The sequence below is a fragment of the Undibacterium sp. Ren11W genome (genome assembly GCF_049340485.1).
In the GTDB taxonomy this organism is placed as follows: domain Bacteria; phylum Pseudomonadota; class Gammaproteobacteria; order Burkholderiales; family Burkholderiaceae_D; genus Undibacterium.
The window spans coordinates 1-16,365 of sequence record NZ_JBMPPB010000014.1 but is presented as its reverse complement, the minus strand read 5'-3'; the positions used below and the strand labels follow the sequence as shown (position 1 = coordinate 16,365).

Annotated in this window: 11 protein-coding genes and 2 tRNA genes; 3 read left to right on the top strand and 10 right to left on the bottom strand. The window is 45.7% G+C overall.

Annotated features, from left to right (window positions below):
* Positions 1–15 precede the first annotated feature (15 nt).
* Both ACO0K8_RS21415 and ACO0K8_RS21410 read left to right on the top strand, forming a co-directional pair.
* Positions 16–5,253 (top strand): PAS domain S-box protein, encoded by a 5,238-nt coding sequence (locus ACO0K8_RS21415; protein WP_422948688.1) that lies wholly within the window; start codon positions 16–18, stop codon positions 5,251–5,253.
* A gap of 19 nt (positions 5,254–5,272) precedes the next feature.
* Positions 5,273–5,686 (top strand): response regulator, encoded by a 414-nt coding sequence (locus ACO0K8_RS21410; protein ID WP_422948687.1) that lies wholly within the window; start codon positions 5,273–5,275, stop codon positions 5,684–5,686.
* Positions 5,687–5,758: 72 nt separating this feature from the next.
* Here ACO0K8_RS21410 and ACO0K8_RS21405 read toward each other — a convergent pair whose 3' ends face one another.
* The 6 genes from ACO0K8_RS21405 to argS form a co-directional block, all read right to left on the bottom strand.
* Complete coding sequence (locus tag ACO0K8_RS21405; protein ID WP_422948686.1) at positions 5,759–8,161, bottom strand: TonB-dependent receptor plug domain-containing protein; 2,403 nt, start codon at positions 8,159–8,161, stop codon at positions 5,759–5,761.
* 396 nt (positions 8,162–8,557) lie between these two features.
* Positions 8,558–9,346, bottom strand: a complete 789-nt coding sequence (locus ACO0K8_RS21400) for a helical backbone metal receptor (RefSeq protein ID WP_422948685.1) — start codon at positions 9,344–9,346, stop codon at positions 8,558–8,560.
* Positions 9,346–10,122 carry an SDR family oxidoreductase gene (locus ACO0K8_RS21395; RefSeq protein WP_422948684.1) on the bottom strand — a complete coding sequence of 259 codons (777 nt, stop codon included), beginning with the start codon at positions 10,120–10,122 and terminating at the stop codon, positions 9,346–9,348. Before ACO0K8_RS21395 ends, ACO0K8_RS21400 begins: the two co-directional genes overlap by 1 nt.
* 153 nt (positions 10,123–10,275) lie before the next feature.
* Positions 10,276–10,989: a thiol:disulfide interchange protein DsbA/DsbL gene (locus ACO0K8_RS21390; RefSeq protein WP_422948683.1), complete on the bottom strand. Its 714-nt coding sequence runs from the start codon at positions 10,987–10,989 to the stop codon at positions 10,276–10,278.
* A gap of 27 nt (positions 10,990–11,016) precedes the next feature.
* Entirely contained in the window at positions 11,017–11,670 is a 654-nt protein-coding gene (locus ACO0K8_RS21385) for an SPOR domain-containing protein (protein WP_422948682.1), read from the bottom strand.
* Positions 11,671–11,692: 22 nt separating this feature from the next.
* The gene (argS, locus tag ACO0K8_RS21380; protein ID WP_422948681.1) at positions 11,693–13,405 is read right to left on the bottom strand and encodes an arginine--tRNA ligase; all 1,713 of its coding nucleotides are present in this window, start codon (positions 13,403–13,405) and stop codon (positions 11,693–11,695) included.
* A gap of 244 nt (positions 13,406–13,649) precedes the next feature.
* On the opposite strand from argS, the gene ACO0K8_RS21375 reads away from it, so the two are divergent.
* Positions 13,650–14,558, top strand: a complete 909-nt coding sequence (locus ACO0K8_RS21375; protein WP_422948680.1) for a recombination-associated protein RdgC — start codon at positions 13,650–13,652, stop codon at positions 14,556–14,558.
* A gap of 361 nt (positions 14,559–14,919) precedes the next feature.
* On the opposite strand, the gene ACO0K8_RS21370 is transcribed toward ACO0K8_RS21375, so the two are convergent.
* From ACO0K8_RS21370 to ACO0K8_RS21355, 4 genes are all read right to left on the bottom strand, one after another.
* Complete coding sequence (locus ACO0K8_RS21370; protein WP_422948679.1) at positions 14,920–15,258, bottom strand: Arm DNA-binding domain-containing protein; 339 nt, start codon at positions 15,256–15,258, stop codon at positions 14,920–14,922.
* Positions 15,259–15,382: 124 nt separating this feature from the next.
* A tRNA-Asp gene (locus tag ACO0K8_RS21365) sits at positions 15,383–15,459 on the bottom strand.
* Between the two features lie 36 nt (positions 15,460–15,495).
* A tRNA-Val gene (locus tag ACO0K8_RS21360) sits at positions 15,496–15,571 on the bottom strand.
* A gap of 171 nt (positions 15,572–15,742) precedes the next feature.
* Entirely contained in the window at positions 15,743–16,150 is a 408-nt protein-coding gene (locus tag ACO0K8_RS21355) for a GtrA family protein (RefSeq protein ID WP_422948678.1), read from the bottom strand.
* Between the last annotated feature and the right edge of the window lie 215 nt (positions 16,151–16,365).

Here is a 16,365-nt window from a genome sequence, read left to right as displayed (position 1 = left end):
GCAGAGGGCTAGTCCATGCGCATGCCCAAGAAAAAATCCCGAATACTAGTCGTTGAAGATGACGAATTAGTCGCGCTTTACATACAGCTTAAGCTCGAATTATTAGGCTACCAGTGTGCCGGCCATACGACTCGTGGCGATACCGCAATTACCCTCGCAGCTGAGTTGCGTCCCGACCTGGTATTGATGGACATACAGTTAGCGGGCAGCATGGACGGCATTGAGGCTGCTGAGGCGATCTATAGCCAATATTCTATCCCTGTGATTTTCCTCACCGCCAGCGACGCCAATGAAACCCTGGAACGCGCCCTGCACGTCGAGGCCTTCGGCTACATCATCAAACCTTTTTCGGATCAAGAGTTACGCGCCGCTTTGGAGATGGCGCTGTATAAGCACAAAACCGAAGCCAAACTGCTAGCGAGTGAATTGCGTTTCCGGACTATTTTTGATGCCGAACCAGAATGCGTCAAGGTGGTCGATGCGGAGGGGAAAATACTCGAAATGAATGCGGCCGGGCTGACCATGCTGGAAGCTGCATCACTAGACGAAGTACAAGGACATAGCGTCAACGGTTTTATCCTGCCCGAATATCGCGCTGCCTTTAGCGCCTTGCATCAAAGCGTCATGCGAGGTAATCACGAGACCTTGCAATTTGAGGTGTGCGGACTACGCGGCACTCGCCGTTGGTTAGAAACGCATGCGGTCCCCCTCAAGGATGCGCAAGGGCAAGTCACGATGCATCTAGGCGTGACCCGTGACATTAGCGCGCAAAAAATCAGTGATACCGCATTGCGTGAAAGTGAGCAACGCTACCGCAATATGATTGAATGGTCGCCCGATGCGATCGCAGTGCATAGAAACGGTATCGTACTGTATGTCAACCCTGCTGCAATTAAGCTCTATGGCGCACAATCTGCGCAAGAATTAGTGGGGCAAACTGTGCTGGCTCGCGTGCATCCTGACTTTCGGGGTTCACTAGATTCCCGGACACAAAATATGTTGGGCAAAACCCCTTTTATTCCTTTGGCCGAAGTTAAGCATTTAAAACTTGATGGCACGGTAATCGATGTGGAAGTACAAGGGGCACAGATCATTTTTGATGGACTAGAAGCTATCCATGTAGTGATACGCGACATCACCGAGCGCAAACAAATCAGTGCTGCCATGCGCCAAAAAGATCTAGATTTAAGAGAAGCAGAATTTGTCTCTCACGTAGGGCACTGGTCTTGGGATTTACAAAGCAATCAGGTGCATTTGTCAGACGAAATGGCACGTATTTGGCAGTGTCCTGTTAGGGTCGACAGTAAAGACCTCATCAAGATGATAGGACTAAGAGTACATCCGGATGACCTGGAAAGCGTCATCAGAACTACCCGCACTGACTTTATGGCATCTAGTTTAGTGCCTTTCGAATATAGGATAGTTTTACCCGGTGGTGAGGTCAGAAATATCTGGGCCATGCCCGGTAAAACCAGCCGGGATAGCAATGAAAAAGTAATCAAAGTCACGGGAATTATTCAAGATATTACAGAACGAAAACAAACCGAAGCGGCTTTGCGTGAAAGCGAAAGTCGTTATCGTGCCATGGTCGAATGGATGCCAGAATCGATACGTGTCCATCGCGATGGAAAACTACTTTATGCCAATCCCGCCGCACTACAAATGTTCGGCGCCAGGTCACCACAGGATTTGATAGGAAAATCGATACTCGATCTGGTACATCCGGATTATCACGAGATGGTTCAAACCCGCGTTGATGCGGCCACGGCGCACGGTGGTCACGTCCCCATGATGGAGCTCAAATATCAAAAATTAGATGGCACCGTAATCGACGTCGAAGCCCAGGGTACATATATTATCTTCGATGGCGAACCGGCGATGGTCTCGATCGCACATGACATTACCGAAAGAAAATTAGCCGAGCTGGCATTGCGCGAACGTGAAGCGCAGTTAAACAAACTATCACTAGCAGTAGAGCAAAGTCCTGAGAGTATTATCATTTCCGATGTGGATGGTAGCATCGAGTATGTGAATGAAGCTTTCGTGCAAACCACCGGTTACACACGCGACGAAATCATAGGAAAAAATCCGCGCATACTGGTGTCTGACAAAACCCCGCCTGCGCGGTTGACCGCCATGGCCGAGGCCATCAAGTCAGGAACCACCTGGAAGGGCGAACTCTATAACGCAAATAAAAACGGCAACGACCTGATCGTCTATGCCATCGTCACACCTTTGCGCCAACCAGACGGCAGTATTACCCATTATGTGTCGGTGCAAGAAGATATTACGATCAAAAAACGGCTAGGCGAAGAACTCGATCAACATAGACATCATCTGGAAGAATTGGTAGTTAGCCGCACGGTAGAATTAGTCTCAGCGCAACAACAGGCAGAAGCTGCCAATCAAGCAAAAAGCAATTTCATCGCCAACATGAGTCATGAAATCCGTACCCCGATGAACGGGGTATTAGGCATGACCTACCTGGCCCTGGCCGCTGCTAAGGAGCCCAAGCAGCGTGATTACCTGCAAAAAATTCATTTATCCGGTCAACATTTACTCCACATCGTCGACGATATTTTGGATTTTTCAAAAATTGAAGCAGGAAAAATGAGTTTGGAAGCGATTGATTTTTCACTTCCTCAATTGCTCAAAAATATCGTCAACATGATGGATAGCAAAATAGCAGCACGCAATTTAAAACTACATGTCAATATCGATACACAGATTCCCCCCCAACTGCGCGGCGACCCACATCGCTTAAGCCAGATTCTGATTAACTACACCAACAATGCCATCAAATTCACTGAACGCGGTGAAATCAATATTTCCGTACATAGACTAAATACCACTCCGAATGGCTGTATGCTGAGATTTGAAGTGGAAGATACTGGCATCGGCATGAGCAAGGAACAACAAGAAGTTCTATTCAAGTCTTTTCAGCAAGCCGATAGCTCAACCACACGAAAATATGGTGGTACCGGCCTCGGGCTTGCCATCAGCAAGCAATTAACCAATTTGATGGGCGGCGAGGTAGGCGTCTCGAGCGTACTGGGCCAAGGCAGCACATTTTGGTTCACCGCACACCTAGACCAGGCCAGTGGTGCGCTGCCGCAGATATCTGACACCTTGGATGCACAAACCTCCAGCAGTCGACTACGCCACTTAGCGGAATCCCGCGGAGGCTTGCGTATTCTGGTGGTGGAAGACAATCTGTTCAATCAACAAATTGCGAGCGAATTGCTAGAAGCTGTGCATTTTACCGTGTTGCTCGCGGAAAATGGTCAGCAAGCGATAGACCTGTTGCAGCGCGAAAAAGTCGATTGCATCTTGATGGATATACAGATGCCAGTAATGGGCGGCTTAGAAGCTAGTCGTCTGCTGCGCAATATGCCTGGTCTAGCCGAATTACCTATCATCGCCATTACAGCAAATGCGATGCACGAGGACCGTTTGCATTGTTTAGCAGCCGGTATGAATGACTTCATTTCTAAACCGTTTGCCCCAGAGTTATTTTATAACACCTTAACGCGCTGGCTCTCGGCAGATATAAGCCCTGGGATGTTGCCAATTGTGGAGCCAGAATCCGACCTAAAGGTGCAGGTCATAAGGCACGAAAACACCAGTATAGATTTTTCTGTACTGGCTAAATTTTTCAATAATGCGCCTGAAAAAATAGCTAAATTTGCCAAAAAATTTGTCGAATCCGCGCAAAAAGGAATGCGAGAACTCGATGACGCCTGTAACACTAACGATCTCAATGAGCTATCCGCCTTGGGTCATCGATTAAAGTCCAGCGCGCGTACGGTTGGGGCTGATAGTTTTGCCGATCTTTGCGAACACCTCGAGCATTTGAAAGACAGTGGAGATTTAGCGCAGGCCAAACAGATCGTTAGTGAGCTTCATCCTTTATTAATAAAAATTACGGATCGCGTAGATAAATATTTGGCGTCAGATACTATGTCAGCGCTCAGCGAAACGATCAAGCCACAATTGATCCAAGAGCATAAGCCCATTGTTACGCTCCACCCTCATTTGCAACATCTGCATGTGATGATATTAGAAGATGATTCTCTACAAATGGAGATCTCCAGCAGCTTGCTACGTAGCCTGGGGGTCACAAGAATTGCTAGCTGTGTCGATGGCTACCAGGCTTTAGCGTTAGCGCGCACCTATAATCCAGATCTACTCTTGTGTGACCTGAACATGCCGGGGATGGATGGTATCTCCTTCTTGCGTCAAGTAGCGGAACAAGGTTTTTCCGGCGCCGTAATACTTTTGAGCGGGGTTGATCGTAGCGTCATGAAGGCAGCAGAAAGCCTGGCTAAAGCCCATGGCCTGCACCTACTTGCGGCGCTCACTAAACCTCTACATAGAGAAACCTTACTCACCGCACTAACACGTCAGCATCCATCTAAACCGAATTTTCAACCGCAACAAAAGCTCGCAGCGCTATCCGTATCAGAGCTTAGTCTAGGATTGGAAAATGGCGCTGTTGAGATTTTTTTCCAACCAAAAGTGTCGGTAATTGACAGGCACGTTGTTGGTGCAGAGTGTCTGGCGCGCTGGCGCCATCCAGAGCGCGGTGTTTTGGGGCCGGCCTGTTTTGTACCTGTTTTAGAGGCCCATCAGATGATCAATATTCTGACCCGCCAGGTATTGGAAAAAAGTGCCCTGCAACTGGGTAAATGGCTGAGCGCGGGACATCAAATCAAATTGGCGATTAACGTTTCTATGGACGATTTAAACCAATTGGATCTACCAGAAGAATTTGAACAGATAGTCAAGCGCGCTGGCGTACAGCCGGCCCAGATTACTCTGGAATTAACTGAGAGCCGATTAATGGAGAATCTAACGGTCAGCTTAGAAATTCTGACCCGCTTGCGTCTGAAGGGGTTTAAGCTATCGATAGATGATTTTGGTACAGGATTTTCGACCATGGAAAATCTCAAACAACTACCGTTTACTGAATTAAAAATCGATCGAGCCTTTGTCAATGGGGCTTCGCAGGATGAAGCTACCCGTGCAATTCTCGATTCAAATATTCAGCTAGGAAAAATTTTCAATTTGAATTTAGTCGCGGAAGGCGTAGAAACAAAACAAGACTGGGATTTAATTGTCGAATCCGGATGCGATGAGATACAAGGTTATTTTGTTGCCAAACCCATGCCAGCCCAGGAGTTTATCAACTGGAAAATCCTTTGGGAAAGTGAGCAGAGCAAACCCGCACTTGAGACCAATAGCAGCATATAAATAGAGAGAAAGACATACAATGAATGCCACCGCTCAACACCAAAATATAGCTTTAAAAGTAATGATCATCGACGACGATGAATTTCAAATTGAATTCGTCAGTGAGCTATTGAGTGAGCTAGGCATTAGTCAAATAATTTCAGCAAGTGGTGGAAAAAGCGGTCTGGATATTTTTGATAAAACACAAAAAAAACCAGATCTATTAATCTGCGATATACAAATGCCAGACATCGATGGCTTTGAGTTTATGCGCGCACTGGGTGAACGTAACTACCAAGGCGGCGTTGTATTAATGTCCGGACAAGGTGCGAAAGTATTGTATACCGCATCTCTGGTTGCTCAATTATCGCGCCAGAATTTCCTGGGAACGATAGAAAAGCCTATGCAAAAAAGCGCCTTGGAAAAAGTTATTTCTCAACTGTTGAATTCCTAATCTGGCGTTTAAAATGTAAAACAGGGACCACTATCGTCGTCCCTGTTTTACATTACGCGATCATATTAGTACTTAAAATTTCATCCAGAGTCGTGCGAAGTAGGCTGTACCATTTAAACCAAATTGAACGCTATCGTATTTAAAACCATTGTCGGTTTCATTCGGATTTTGCTCACTAGGCTTAACGTTGAAAATATTATTCACGCCCAAAGTCAACTTGGTGCGCTCGTTGAAAGCATAGGTCAAACTGGTGTCAGCCGAAGTTTTTGGCGCATAATATGCGTTTGGAACACCCGCTGCAGTACCAGAAAAGGTCCCCAAAGTTTGTTCACCAAAATGGATAATCTTGAAATCACCGGCCCAAGAACCCTGACTATAATCAAAACCTAAGGTGGCCTTCAAGCGTGGCCCACCTTGTTCAATAAATAGACGTTCACGTTCAGACAATAGGACATCTTCAAAGCCTAACAGCGAAGGCGGTGCCTTAACATCAGTTACTTCAGTTTTACTGTAGTTCAAGCCTAGATAAGTAGAAAGCTTACCCGCGCCTAAATTGGTTTTATGCGATGCCGTCAAATCTAAACCCTGGGTTTTAGTATTGATAGAGTTGACAAAGAACTGTGCCTGCCCCACCCCCAGTGCGCCTAAAGTTGCTCCTAATGCCGGATAGTTATCCGAATCAAAACGTCCCGACAAAACGATGCGATCTGAGATATCAATACGATATAGGTCTGCGGTAATCGCGAATGTATTGCTAGGCTTAAGCGTAATTCCGAAACTATAGTTTTTAGATTTTTCTTCTTTTAATTTGGGAATACCAGCAGCGTTTGCGACCGTTCCGCCATTCGGCGCTAATACGACATCGGTAGGTACGCCACCAATAAAGTCAGTAAATGTCGATGAAAAATACACTTGCTGCAAAGAGGGGGCGCGGAAACCCGTGCTTAAAGATCCGCGGAACATCATCCCCTCAGTGAGCTGATAACTGGCAGCCAATTTACCTGTAAGGGTAGAGCCAAAGTCACTATAGTGCTCAGCACGTAGCGCGGTTTGTACCTTAAATTGTTTGCTGACATCCGTTTCTACATCAACATAAGCCGCAATACTGTTACGGCTTTGGTTCGTCCTGTCAGCTTGTTGAAACCCAGGGAATCCTTGACTACCTGCATTTCCGCCAAACCCTACCCCGTCAGCATCAATATACGAATTTGCTTCACCTGCAGAAATTTTATAATTCTCACGTCTGTACTCACCGCCGAATGCGAAATTGACGCCATTCATGAAACCGCTATAAAACCGACTAAAATCAAGATTAGTCGTCGCCTGAGAAAAAGAAAATCCACCAGCATCAAAGGAGCTAGGGCTGATCCCCTTTCCGCCCGCCAATAAATCTTTGTTGGCAATTGAGGCATTAAGAGTATTGCTAATGTTGTACATCAACTCATTGTAACCATAGGTCTGTGACAAATCGGCAGTCCACTCGCCCAGTTGCCAACGATAACCTGCGGTGCCGTACACATCATTGATGTCGCCATTAATATAGGGTACGAAACCATTTGGGTACATGGCAGCAGAGTTGCGACTAGGAATATCGTCTGTTCCATTCCTCCCCCAAGCTGCGGAGGATGCTTTTCTGTGTTGCGCGCCAAGGGTGAAATAAAATTTATTTCCTTCTCCATTTGGCAATTCGCCATTCAAATAGACTGTGCTCCCTTGTACTTTCGTGTCACCTATAGTCCGCAGATCGCCTGGTTCTGCTCGATTGGAACGTCCCCTATCGTTGTATTCTACGGTGATCCCAAGTACACCTTTATTGCCTATCTCTACTCCGCAATAGGCAGAAGGTAAATAGCTCTGTCCGTCGCCCACTGAATACTGGCTATAACCTAACACCGCCTCACATCCCAGACTCTTTTTCAATCCTATATCCATAACCCCGGCAATCGCATCTGAACCATACTGGGCGGCGGCACCATCGCGCAAAATCTGTACATTACTAATCGCCATCATAGGTATCGCGTTCAGATCGGTACCAGTATTACCCCGATTGCGAGCACCAAATAAGTTAACCAGTGCAGTCGTATGTCGGCGCTTGCCGTTTACCAACACTAAAGTCTGATCGGAACCAAGACCACGTAAAGCAGCCGAATCAATTAAATCAGCGCCATCCGCGCCGGTTTGACGAGTGGAGTTAAACGAGGGTGATAGATACTGTAAAGTTTGTGCCAAATCGAACTGCCCTCCTTGCTCTGCGACCTTAGACAATGAGATGAAATCAACTGGCAAAGGTGTATTGGTAGAAGATGAGTTAGCCCGGCGTGAGCCCACCACAGTCACAGTTGCAGCTTGTGCCGTTGACTCAAGGCCATTTTCAGCAGCAGATGTATTTTGTGCAAAGGCACTGAAGGGCGCAAGCGCAGTCACAGTACCGGCACCGTACAAGGCGAGCAGAACAGCTTTTCTTATTGTCATCATAGAAAAATCCTAAAATTTGGTCTAAGTCTATGCCCTCCGAAACTCAAGACAGGCGCGATTCGTCATTGCATACTTCTAATAAATTTTTGCTTGCATACACTAGTCTGGCGTCTGAGCGTCTATTTAGGAGTCATGCATGAACATACATTTGAGTATCCATGTGGCTAGACTTCAAAGTCAAGGCAGCTGTCTCTTTTACGAGTAGCCGAGGGTGTTAGACAGAGAGAAAACGGAGGACTACACCGTTAAAAATTTAGCTAATTGAGAATTCACAAGAGAGAAGCCATCCATCTATCGACCGCAATCAAATTTTATTCGATCATCAACTTGTTACAAAATATCGTTACATGTGTATGTAGAAGTAAAAAATGAGCTTAAATAAAAACGTTTTCGTACTTAAATTTTTAGAGTCTGCAGGTATTTCAAACCGGCGATTGCCCGGCTTCCATACCAAGAGAGCATTTCTCCATCAATCAGTCGCACCGGTTTTGAAAGCTGCTGCTGCAGTTCGTCGCGGTGTTTTTCAGTAAAGCGATATGGTTCAGTAGAGAGTAAAACACCATCGATTTGCGATAGTAAGTCTGTACTCCATTCAAATATCGGATATCGATTTTGCGAACCAGGCGAACACCAGGTTTCCCATCCAATTAAACTGAGCATATTGGAAATATACGTATCGGATGCTACGCTCATCCAGGGATCTTTCCATATGCAATACAACATCCTCTGGCTAGGCTTAATCGACCTAAGTTCGGCATAAGCCAGTTCAAAGTCAACGCACAATTTTTCAGCTTGTCGTTGCACCTGAAAAATCTCCCCTAGTAGACGATAAAGGGATAGATTGTCTCTTACAGTAAGCGGATGAGTAACAATTACGTGCGGAATAAATGTACTCAGCACATCCACAGCAGGTTTCTGGTTCTCATCTATATTGACCAATAAATGGGTAGGCGCTAGTTGTCGAATTTTTTCTATATCAACATCTTTGGTACCACCAATTTTAGGAATTTTGCTAACCAGATTTTTCGGATGAATACAAAAACCCGTACGTCCCACCAAGTATTGGGCTAGGCCGAGATCACACAGTAGTTCAGTGAGCGAAGGAACCAGACTAACGATACGATGGGCGTCTGATCCCAATAAGATCGCTTGGTGTCTTTGACCGATTGCATCTATGCGTTCCATTAGATTTTCGTTCTAGATTTTTGTGGGGCGTTTAGAAAAATATAGTCATAGAGCCAATTTGGCAATATGCGTAATAATTTGGCGACACCTGCCATTTGCCAAGGGATCACTTGGTATGATTTTCCCGCTGCAATGGCTTTGATCGCACCAGCAGAAAACTTTTCAACCGGCATCAAAAATGGCATCGCATACGTATTCACCCTGGTCATCGGTGTATCAATATATCCAGGAATTATTGTTACTACGCGAATGCCACTTGCGGCAAGCCCTACACGCAAGGACTCACAATAACTGATGACCGCAGCCTTCGATGCACTATACGCTTCAGCACCGGGCAAGCCACGAATTCCGGCGACACTTGCGATCCCGACCAAACGACAAGATTGCGTGCTGGCGTGCTGCTTCATATTTTCAATAAATGGGCCAAAGCTCGCCACGGTTGCCACAAGGTTCGTTTGTATAACGCGTTCAAAAACCGCGAGATCCTCAGTGTATTCCGTCAACGTTCCGACAGAAATACCGGCATTTGCAATCACAATATTGACCACGCCATGTAAGTCTATAAAATTGGCGGCGGCGGCAGACAAGGCCACATGATCAGTCACATCCAAGGCATACACGCTATGCAGCTCCGGATTATCTAGACTTAAGCGCAATTGTGTCAGTAGATCGCTACGGCGCGCTACTAAGCCAAGTTTAGCGCCCTGTTTTGCGTATGCCGCGGCCAGTGCCGCCCCAATACCAGACGATGCGCCTGTGATGAATACGGTTGTCATTTTTTACATACCCATAATATTAATGCAAATTTTTACGACCAGGTACCTATTGAAACTTTTCGGTACAGTAGTATCATTCAAGCACCTTTATCAAGTCTGCTTCCAAAAAAAATCCGCCTAATCCGGCGGATTTTCTTCTCAATGTGAAAATACTTATTTTTTCTTGACTACCGCTTTAGCAGAATCCGTCACTACAGCAGTTGGGGATTTTTCTTTTTGAACCTTAGCAAGTAACCAATCTAATACCGGAAATACTGCCTGATTTTGTACTTGTTCGGTAACTCGACCCATTGTCACAGCCGCCATGGCAGGAGCCGTAATATATCTCCCGTCTACGGCTATCATAGGAACTGAGTCTATTTGAAAAGCCGTCATTAATTGTGCGGCGCGGCTGACTTTGCTTTGTATTGCAAAAGAATTATAAACATCGAGAAATTTTTGTTTATCGATGCCTGATTTCGTCACAAACTCCATGACATCTGCGTCAGTTTGTAAACGGTTACGATCAACGTGATAGGCATTAAATACTTTGACATGAAACTCATCAATTTTCCCCATGGCTTCCAGGGAGTAGTAGAGTTTTTGTTGACTGGTCAGTCCGTGAAAATTGACATGCACACGTTTAAAAACGATGTTGTCACCCTGTTTTTTTACCCATTCAGCAAGTAACGGCTCTAGCGCGTTGCAATGTGGACAAAAGTATCCAAAAAACTCGACGACTTCAATTTTTTTCCCGCTTTCAACTGACTGAGGCCGCTCTAATAGTTTATATTCTTTACCATTTTCGGGATTACCTACTGCGGCAGTAGCACTTACTGCCATAAACCCCAAGCCCAGCAATATCAACATTTGTCGAATTAAACGCATCATATTTCCTTGTTATTGATTGAGTAATTACTTCGCTGTACGAACTACGGCAACATCCACACTATTTTCAGACAATTTACTACGCATACGGTTCATTATTTCGAGCTGGCCAAACGGTCCTATCCTGACACGATAAAGGGTCCCGTTGTCTGAGGCTTTTTCACTGATCTTTGCCTCAAATCCTAGTAGCGCCAATTTCGCCCGCGCGCTCTCCGCATCAGTCAACTCCCTAAATGCACCTGCCTGTAAAAAATATACATATTTATCGTCCGCAGCATCAGTTTTCGAGGCTGAATCTGAGGTTTTGGCTTCAGGTCTCTCTTGAGGTTTCTCGCTAATTTTTTCCGCTGAATTAGACGTCAGTTTGGTCTCGGCTTTTACCTCGGCCACTTTTGTTGCAGTTTCAGACGGCTTACTACTATCGATCGCTTTGGCCACTTCTTTGGCTGCTTCTTTCACCGCGTCCTTACTTCCGTATAAGGGCTTATTTGGATCCTGCATTTGTGTTGCTGGTACATCGGCCTTATCTGTCTTGATATTCTTATTCGTGAATGGCATAGACGTTTTGGTGATCAGTAAAGCCACCGCCACCGCGATCCCGAGGCCGATAACTAATCCTAGAATCAAGCCCATGAGTGTACCGCCATCTTGGCGTGCCAAATATTTTCGATGAAGTTTCATGCGTCTCCGTTTAAAGAATTTATTACATTTTATTTGGTGCTGATACACCGATTAATGCCAATCCATTTCGCAACACTTGCCGAGTTGCCAGCATGAGTGCAAGCCTTGCCATCTTGGTTGGAATATCATCCACCAGCACGCGTTCTGCATTGTAATAACTATGTAATTCCCCCGCCAAATCGCGAAGATAAAAGGCAACCTGATGCGGCCCGAGTTCTTCTAATGCTCTTTGCAGAGCCTCAGGATATTCTGCCAATTTTGCCAGCAATAATGCCTCACGGGGAGCCGTCAATGGCGAAAGATCTACCGACACCAAGTTGGCAAGAATAGCGTCATCATCGCTATATTGCGCCAAAACCGAACAGATCCTAGCGTGTGCATACTGCACATAGTAAACCGGGTTTTCGTCTGAACGCGCTAACGCGACGTCGACATCAAATACAAATTCAGTATCTGCCTTGCGAGAAATGAGGAAAAAGCGCACTGCATCACGTCCCTTTTCGACATCACCATTACCGGACCAATCAATTAAGTCGCGAACGGTTACATAAGAGCCTGCGCGCTTGGAAATTTTAACTTCAGCGCCGTCTTTCATGACAGTGACCATTTTATGCAACACATAGTCCGGATAGCCTAGAGGAATCCCCGCATCTACGGCTTGCAAGCCTGCCCGTACGCGAGCTATGGTGCCATGGTGATCACTCCCTTGCACATTGATCGCTTGAGTATAACCACGCTGCCACTTCACAATATGATAGGCAACATCAGGTACGAAGTAGGTATAGCTTCCGTCGGATTTTTTCATCACACGGTCTTTATCATCACCGTATTCGGTAGTGCGTAACCACAAAGCGCCATCTAGTTCATAGGTTTTACCGGCAGCTTTTAGTGCATCCACTGCGGACTCAACCTTTCCATCAAGATATAAGGAAGATTCCAAATAATAATTATCGAACTTTACACCGAAAGCCATCAAATCTATATCTTGTTCACGACGTAAATAGGTCACACTAAAGTGACGTAAAGAGTCTAAATCAGCTACATCACCGCTAGCCGTAACCGGAGCACCATCGCTAGCTGAAACGGTTTTCTTAGCCAGAAAATCCTGAGCTATTTCAGCAATATAATCACCATTATAAGCAGTCTCTGGCCATGCGGCATCACCGGGCTTGAAGCCCTTTGCCCTCGCTTGTACCGATGTTGCTAAATTACCGATCTGCACGCCCGCGTCGTTGTAATAAAATTCACGTGTAACTTCATAACTTTGCGCTTCTAGTAAAGCAGCCAATGCGTCGCCTAAGGCCCCTTGGCGCCCATGTCCCACATGCAATGGGCCGGTTGGATTAGCCGAGACAAACTCCACTATCACTTTTTTTCCAAGACCAATAATGCCGCGTCCAAACTGCGCTTTTTGTTGCAGAACACGGCTCACTATCGATTGTTTTGCTGACAGATTAAGCCGGATATTAATAAAGCCTGGTCCCGCAATTTCTACTGCTGCGATCAAAGCGCTATTTTGCGCTAAGAGCGTATCGACGATCATCTGCGCGAGTTCACGCGGATTTTTTTTAAGTGATTTTGCGATCTGCATTGCGATGTTACAGGCGATATCGCCATGCGAAGAATCACGTGGCCGCTCTAACAAAATATTCGGAGTCAGCTCACTTCCCTCCAACAATGGACGAATGGCTTGTTGCAGAAGTTCCAGTATTTCTTGTTTTTGTTGGGCTAGCATGGCGGGTCTATTTCGTTTGCCTAAGAGCAAATGTGAGGTGAATGACAGCGCACATTATACTGTCTAGCATGCTGGCTTGTCCGTCACAGCAACAGTCTCAGTGAAAAATCTCACTTATGCCGGTGAGCTTTAGCTCCGCCGCCTACGATACTTAGTATTTACGAAGTCCGAATATCGTGGACGGTCCGAGCCTATTCCTAAGCTGAGCGTGTAAAATGGATTGTTTCCCCTCTTTGGATTTGCCATGTGGTTTAAGAATTTACAGATTTTTCGTCTACCTGCGCCTTGGAAAGTAGACATCGAGCAATTAGCTACCCAATTGGCATCACAAGCCTTTTCTCAATGCCCATCGAACGAGATGCAAAGCGAAGGTTGGGCCTCACCGAGAGACAATGGATCTCTGGTTCATAGCGTTAATCAACAAATACTTCTGTTGCTGTCCACAGAAAAAAAGTTGCTACCGTCCACAGTGGTTAATCAAGTGGCGAAGGCGAGAGCGGCTGAGTTGGAAGAACAGCAAGGTTTCGCCCCAGGTCGCAAAGCAATGAAGGATTTAAAGGAAAGGGTGACCGAGGAATTGTTACCTCGCGCCTTCGGCATAAAACGTAGCACCTGGGTTTGGATAGACCCGGTTCACGGCTGGCTAGTAATCGACACATCCAGTCCGACCAAAGCTGATGAAGTCATCAAGCTCATATTGAAATGCGATAAGCTTCCGCTAGAAAGCTTACGCGTTAAATTGTCGCCTCAGACTGCAATGACAGACTGGCTAGTTGGTAACGAGGCGCCAAAAGGGTTCACCATCGATCAAGATACCGAGTTGCGTGCTCATACCGAAGACAAGGCAACTGTGCGCTACGTGAACCACTCAATAGACGCCGATGATGTGCAGCGTCATATAGCTGCAGGTAAGCAATGCACGAAATTGGCAGTGACCTGGAACGACAGAATCTCATTTATTCTCACCGAATCTTTGGCCTTAAAACGCATTAAGCCTTTGGATATCCTAAGTGAAGATAAGGAGAGCCGTACCAGCAATGAAGATGAGCGCTTCGACAGCGATTTTGTACTTATGGCAGCAGAACTTGCAAGCATGTTGGATGATTTGGTATTCGCGCTGGGTGGTGAACTGGATAAAGCTCAAGCGGCTTAAATTCGACCATAGACAATCAGAAACGATTGTTTTTCCCCACCCGTTTCGGATATTAAAATTCGCACATTAAAAAGACGAGCAGATTGCTCGTCTTTTTAATGTGCGAACAATAAGCGATCCAGCCAGTTTAAGTATTGTTCTCGAGTGAATCTTTAAGAATTATTTTTCGTGTTCAAAAAATAGAGCCTCTACAAAATAGCTTAACAATTTTCGTAACGAAAAAACCGCATCGTTCATATTAAGCAATGCAGTTTTTTTGTTTCATGGCACTGCAAGAAACATATTAGGCGGACGGATTTCGAATAACGCCTTGAAAGTCTCATGAATAAACGATCTATGATTTGAAAAATCAGATATACCGTCATAGATATTCGGTATTTTCTGTAACGATCTCAATGCTGTCGAAGGTTCCTGCTTCCAATAGTTCTCGCGTTGCCTTGCGTTGATCTCTGGCCTGTGTCAGCGTAGTTTCTGGGTATTTGCCAAAGGCTAAGGTATTGCGCTTGTCGTTCAAGCGATAGTCTAAGCGCCAGTATTTGGTGCCGTCTGTGTTGACCAGCAGATACATGCCGCCCCCGTCTGCCAGCTTATGGGCTTTATCTTTGGGTTTCGCTGTTCTGACTTGTATATCAGTAAGGGGAATGGCTAATTTTGGCATGGTGACGGTATACGTTTTGGCGGTATAAATGTATACCGTCAAAGCTACCGTCAAAAAACTGGGCTGTCAAGAAACCCCTTGGCACGTCCTGAAACAAAAAAACCGCATCTCTCATGGTGAGGTATGCGGTTTTTGGGACTTCATGGTACTGCATGAAACGTATTACTGGCGGAGCGGACGGGACTCGAACCCGCGACCCCCGGCGTGACAGGCCGGTATTCTAACCAGCTGAACTACCGCTCCGAAACTACTAAAGCTTGAATTACAATATTTATCTGATGGTGGGTGCTGAGAGGCTCGAACTCCCGACCTACGCCTTGTAAGGGCGCCGCTCTACCAACTGAGCTAAGCACCCAATATTTTCGCTTAGTTCAGATAAACATTCATCGTTTGTCACCACGACTACAGAAGAAAGATTATAGGGCATCTGATCGATTCTGTCTAGAGTATACGCAAGATTTTTATTATTTGAAGTACCTATTGTCCTTTGAACCCGAATGGCCAAATATAATGACTAAATAAAGTGTTATCTTGAATGCTTTGTCGACGCACCCTTAAATGCCCAAAACTTACTTCCCGCGAAGTTCCAACATAATCCTATGCCCGTCGTAATCAATTGAGACAGCCATGGATTCCAATCCAAATGAAGCACGAACAAGCTCATCAAACCCAAGCTCAGCCACCAACCGACTCCAAGCACAGCAAAGTACTTAGAAGCAGCTTCCATATGTGACTTGTCACTATCAAACGTTAAAAAATAATTCAGAATGTAGTTCACGACCGAACCTAACAGGTAGCCGATGGCCGAGCCAAAAACAGCAGCTGTTTTTCCGGAGGAGGCCATTGCAATGGCAACACACATATATTGAACAGCCGTGCCAGACAAGCCGACAGCAGCAAAGCGCAGAAACTGATAAAAGAGTTGTTTAGTCATAAATACCATTGAAGAAAATTTTCAACATCACTAAAAACATTTGATATCTAAGCAACGGAAGAATCAGTTGTTTTTTCACAATGATCGAGCAAAGCAAAAACCCCTCAACAGGAAACTGTTGAGGGGTTTTCTAATAAAAGCCTGACGATGACCTACTTTCACACTGGTTGCAGCACTATCATTGGCGCGGAGTCGTTTCACGGTCCTGTTCGGGA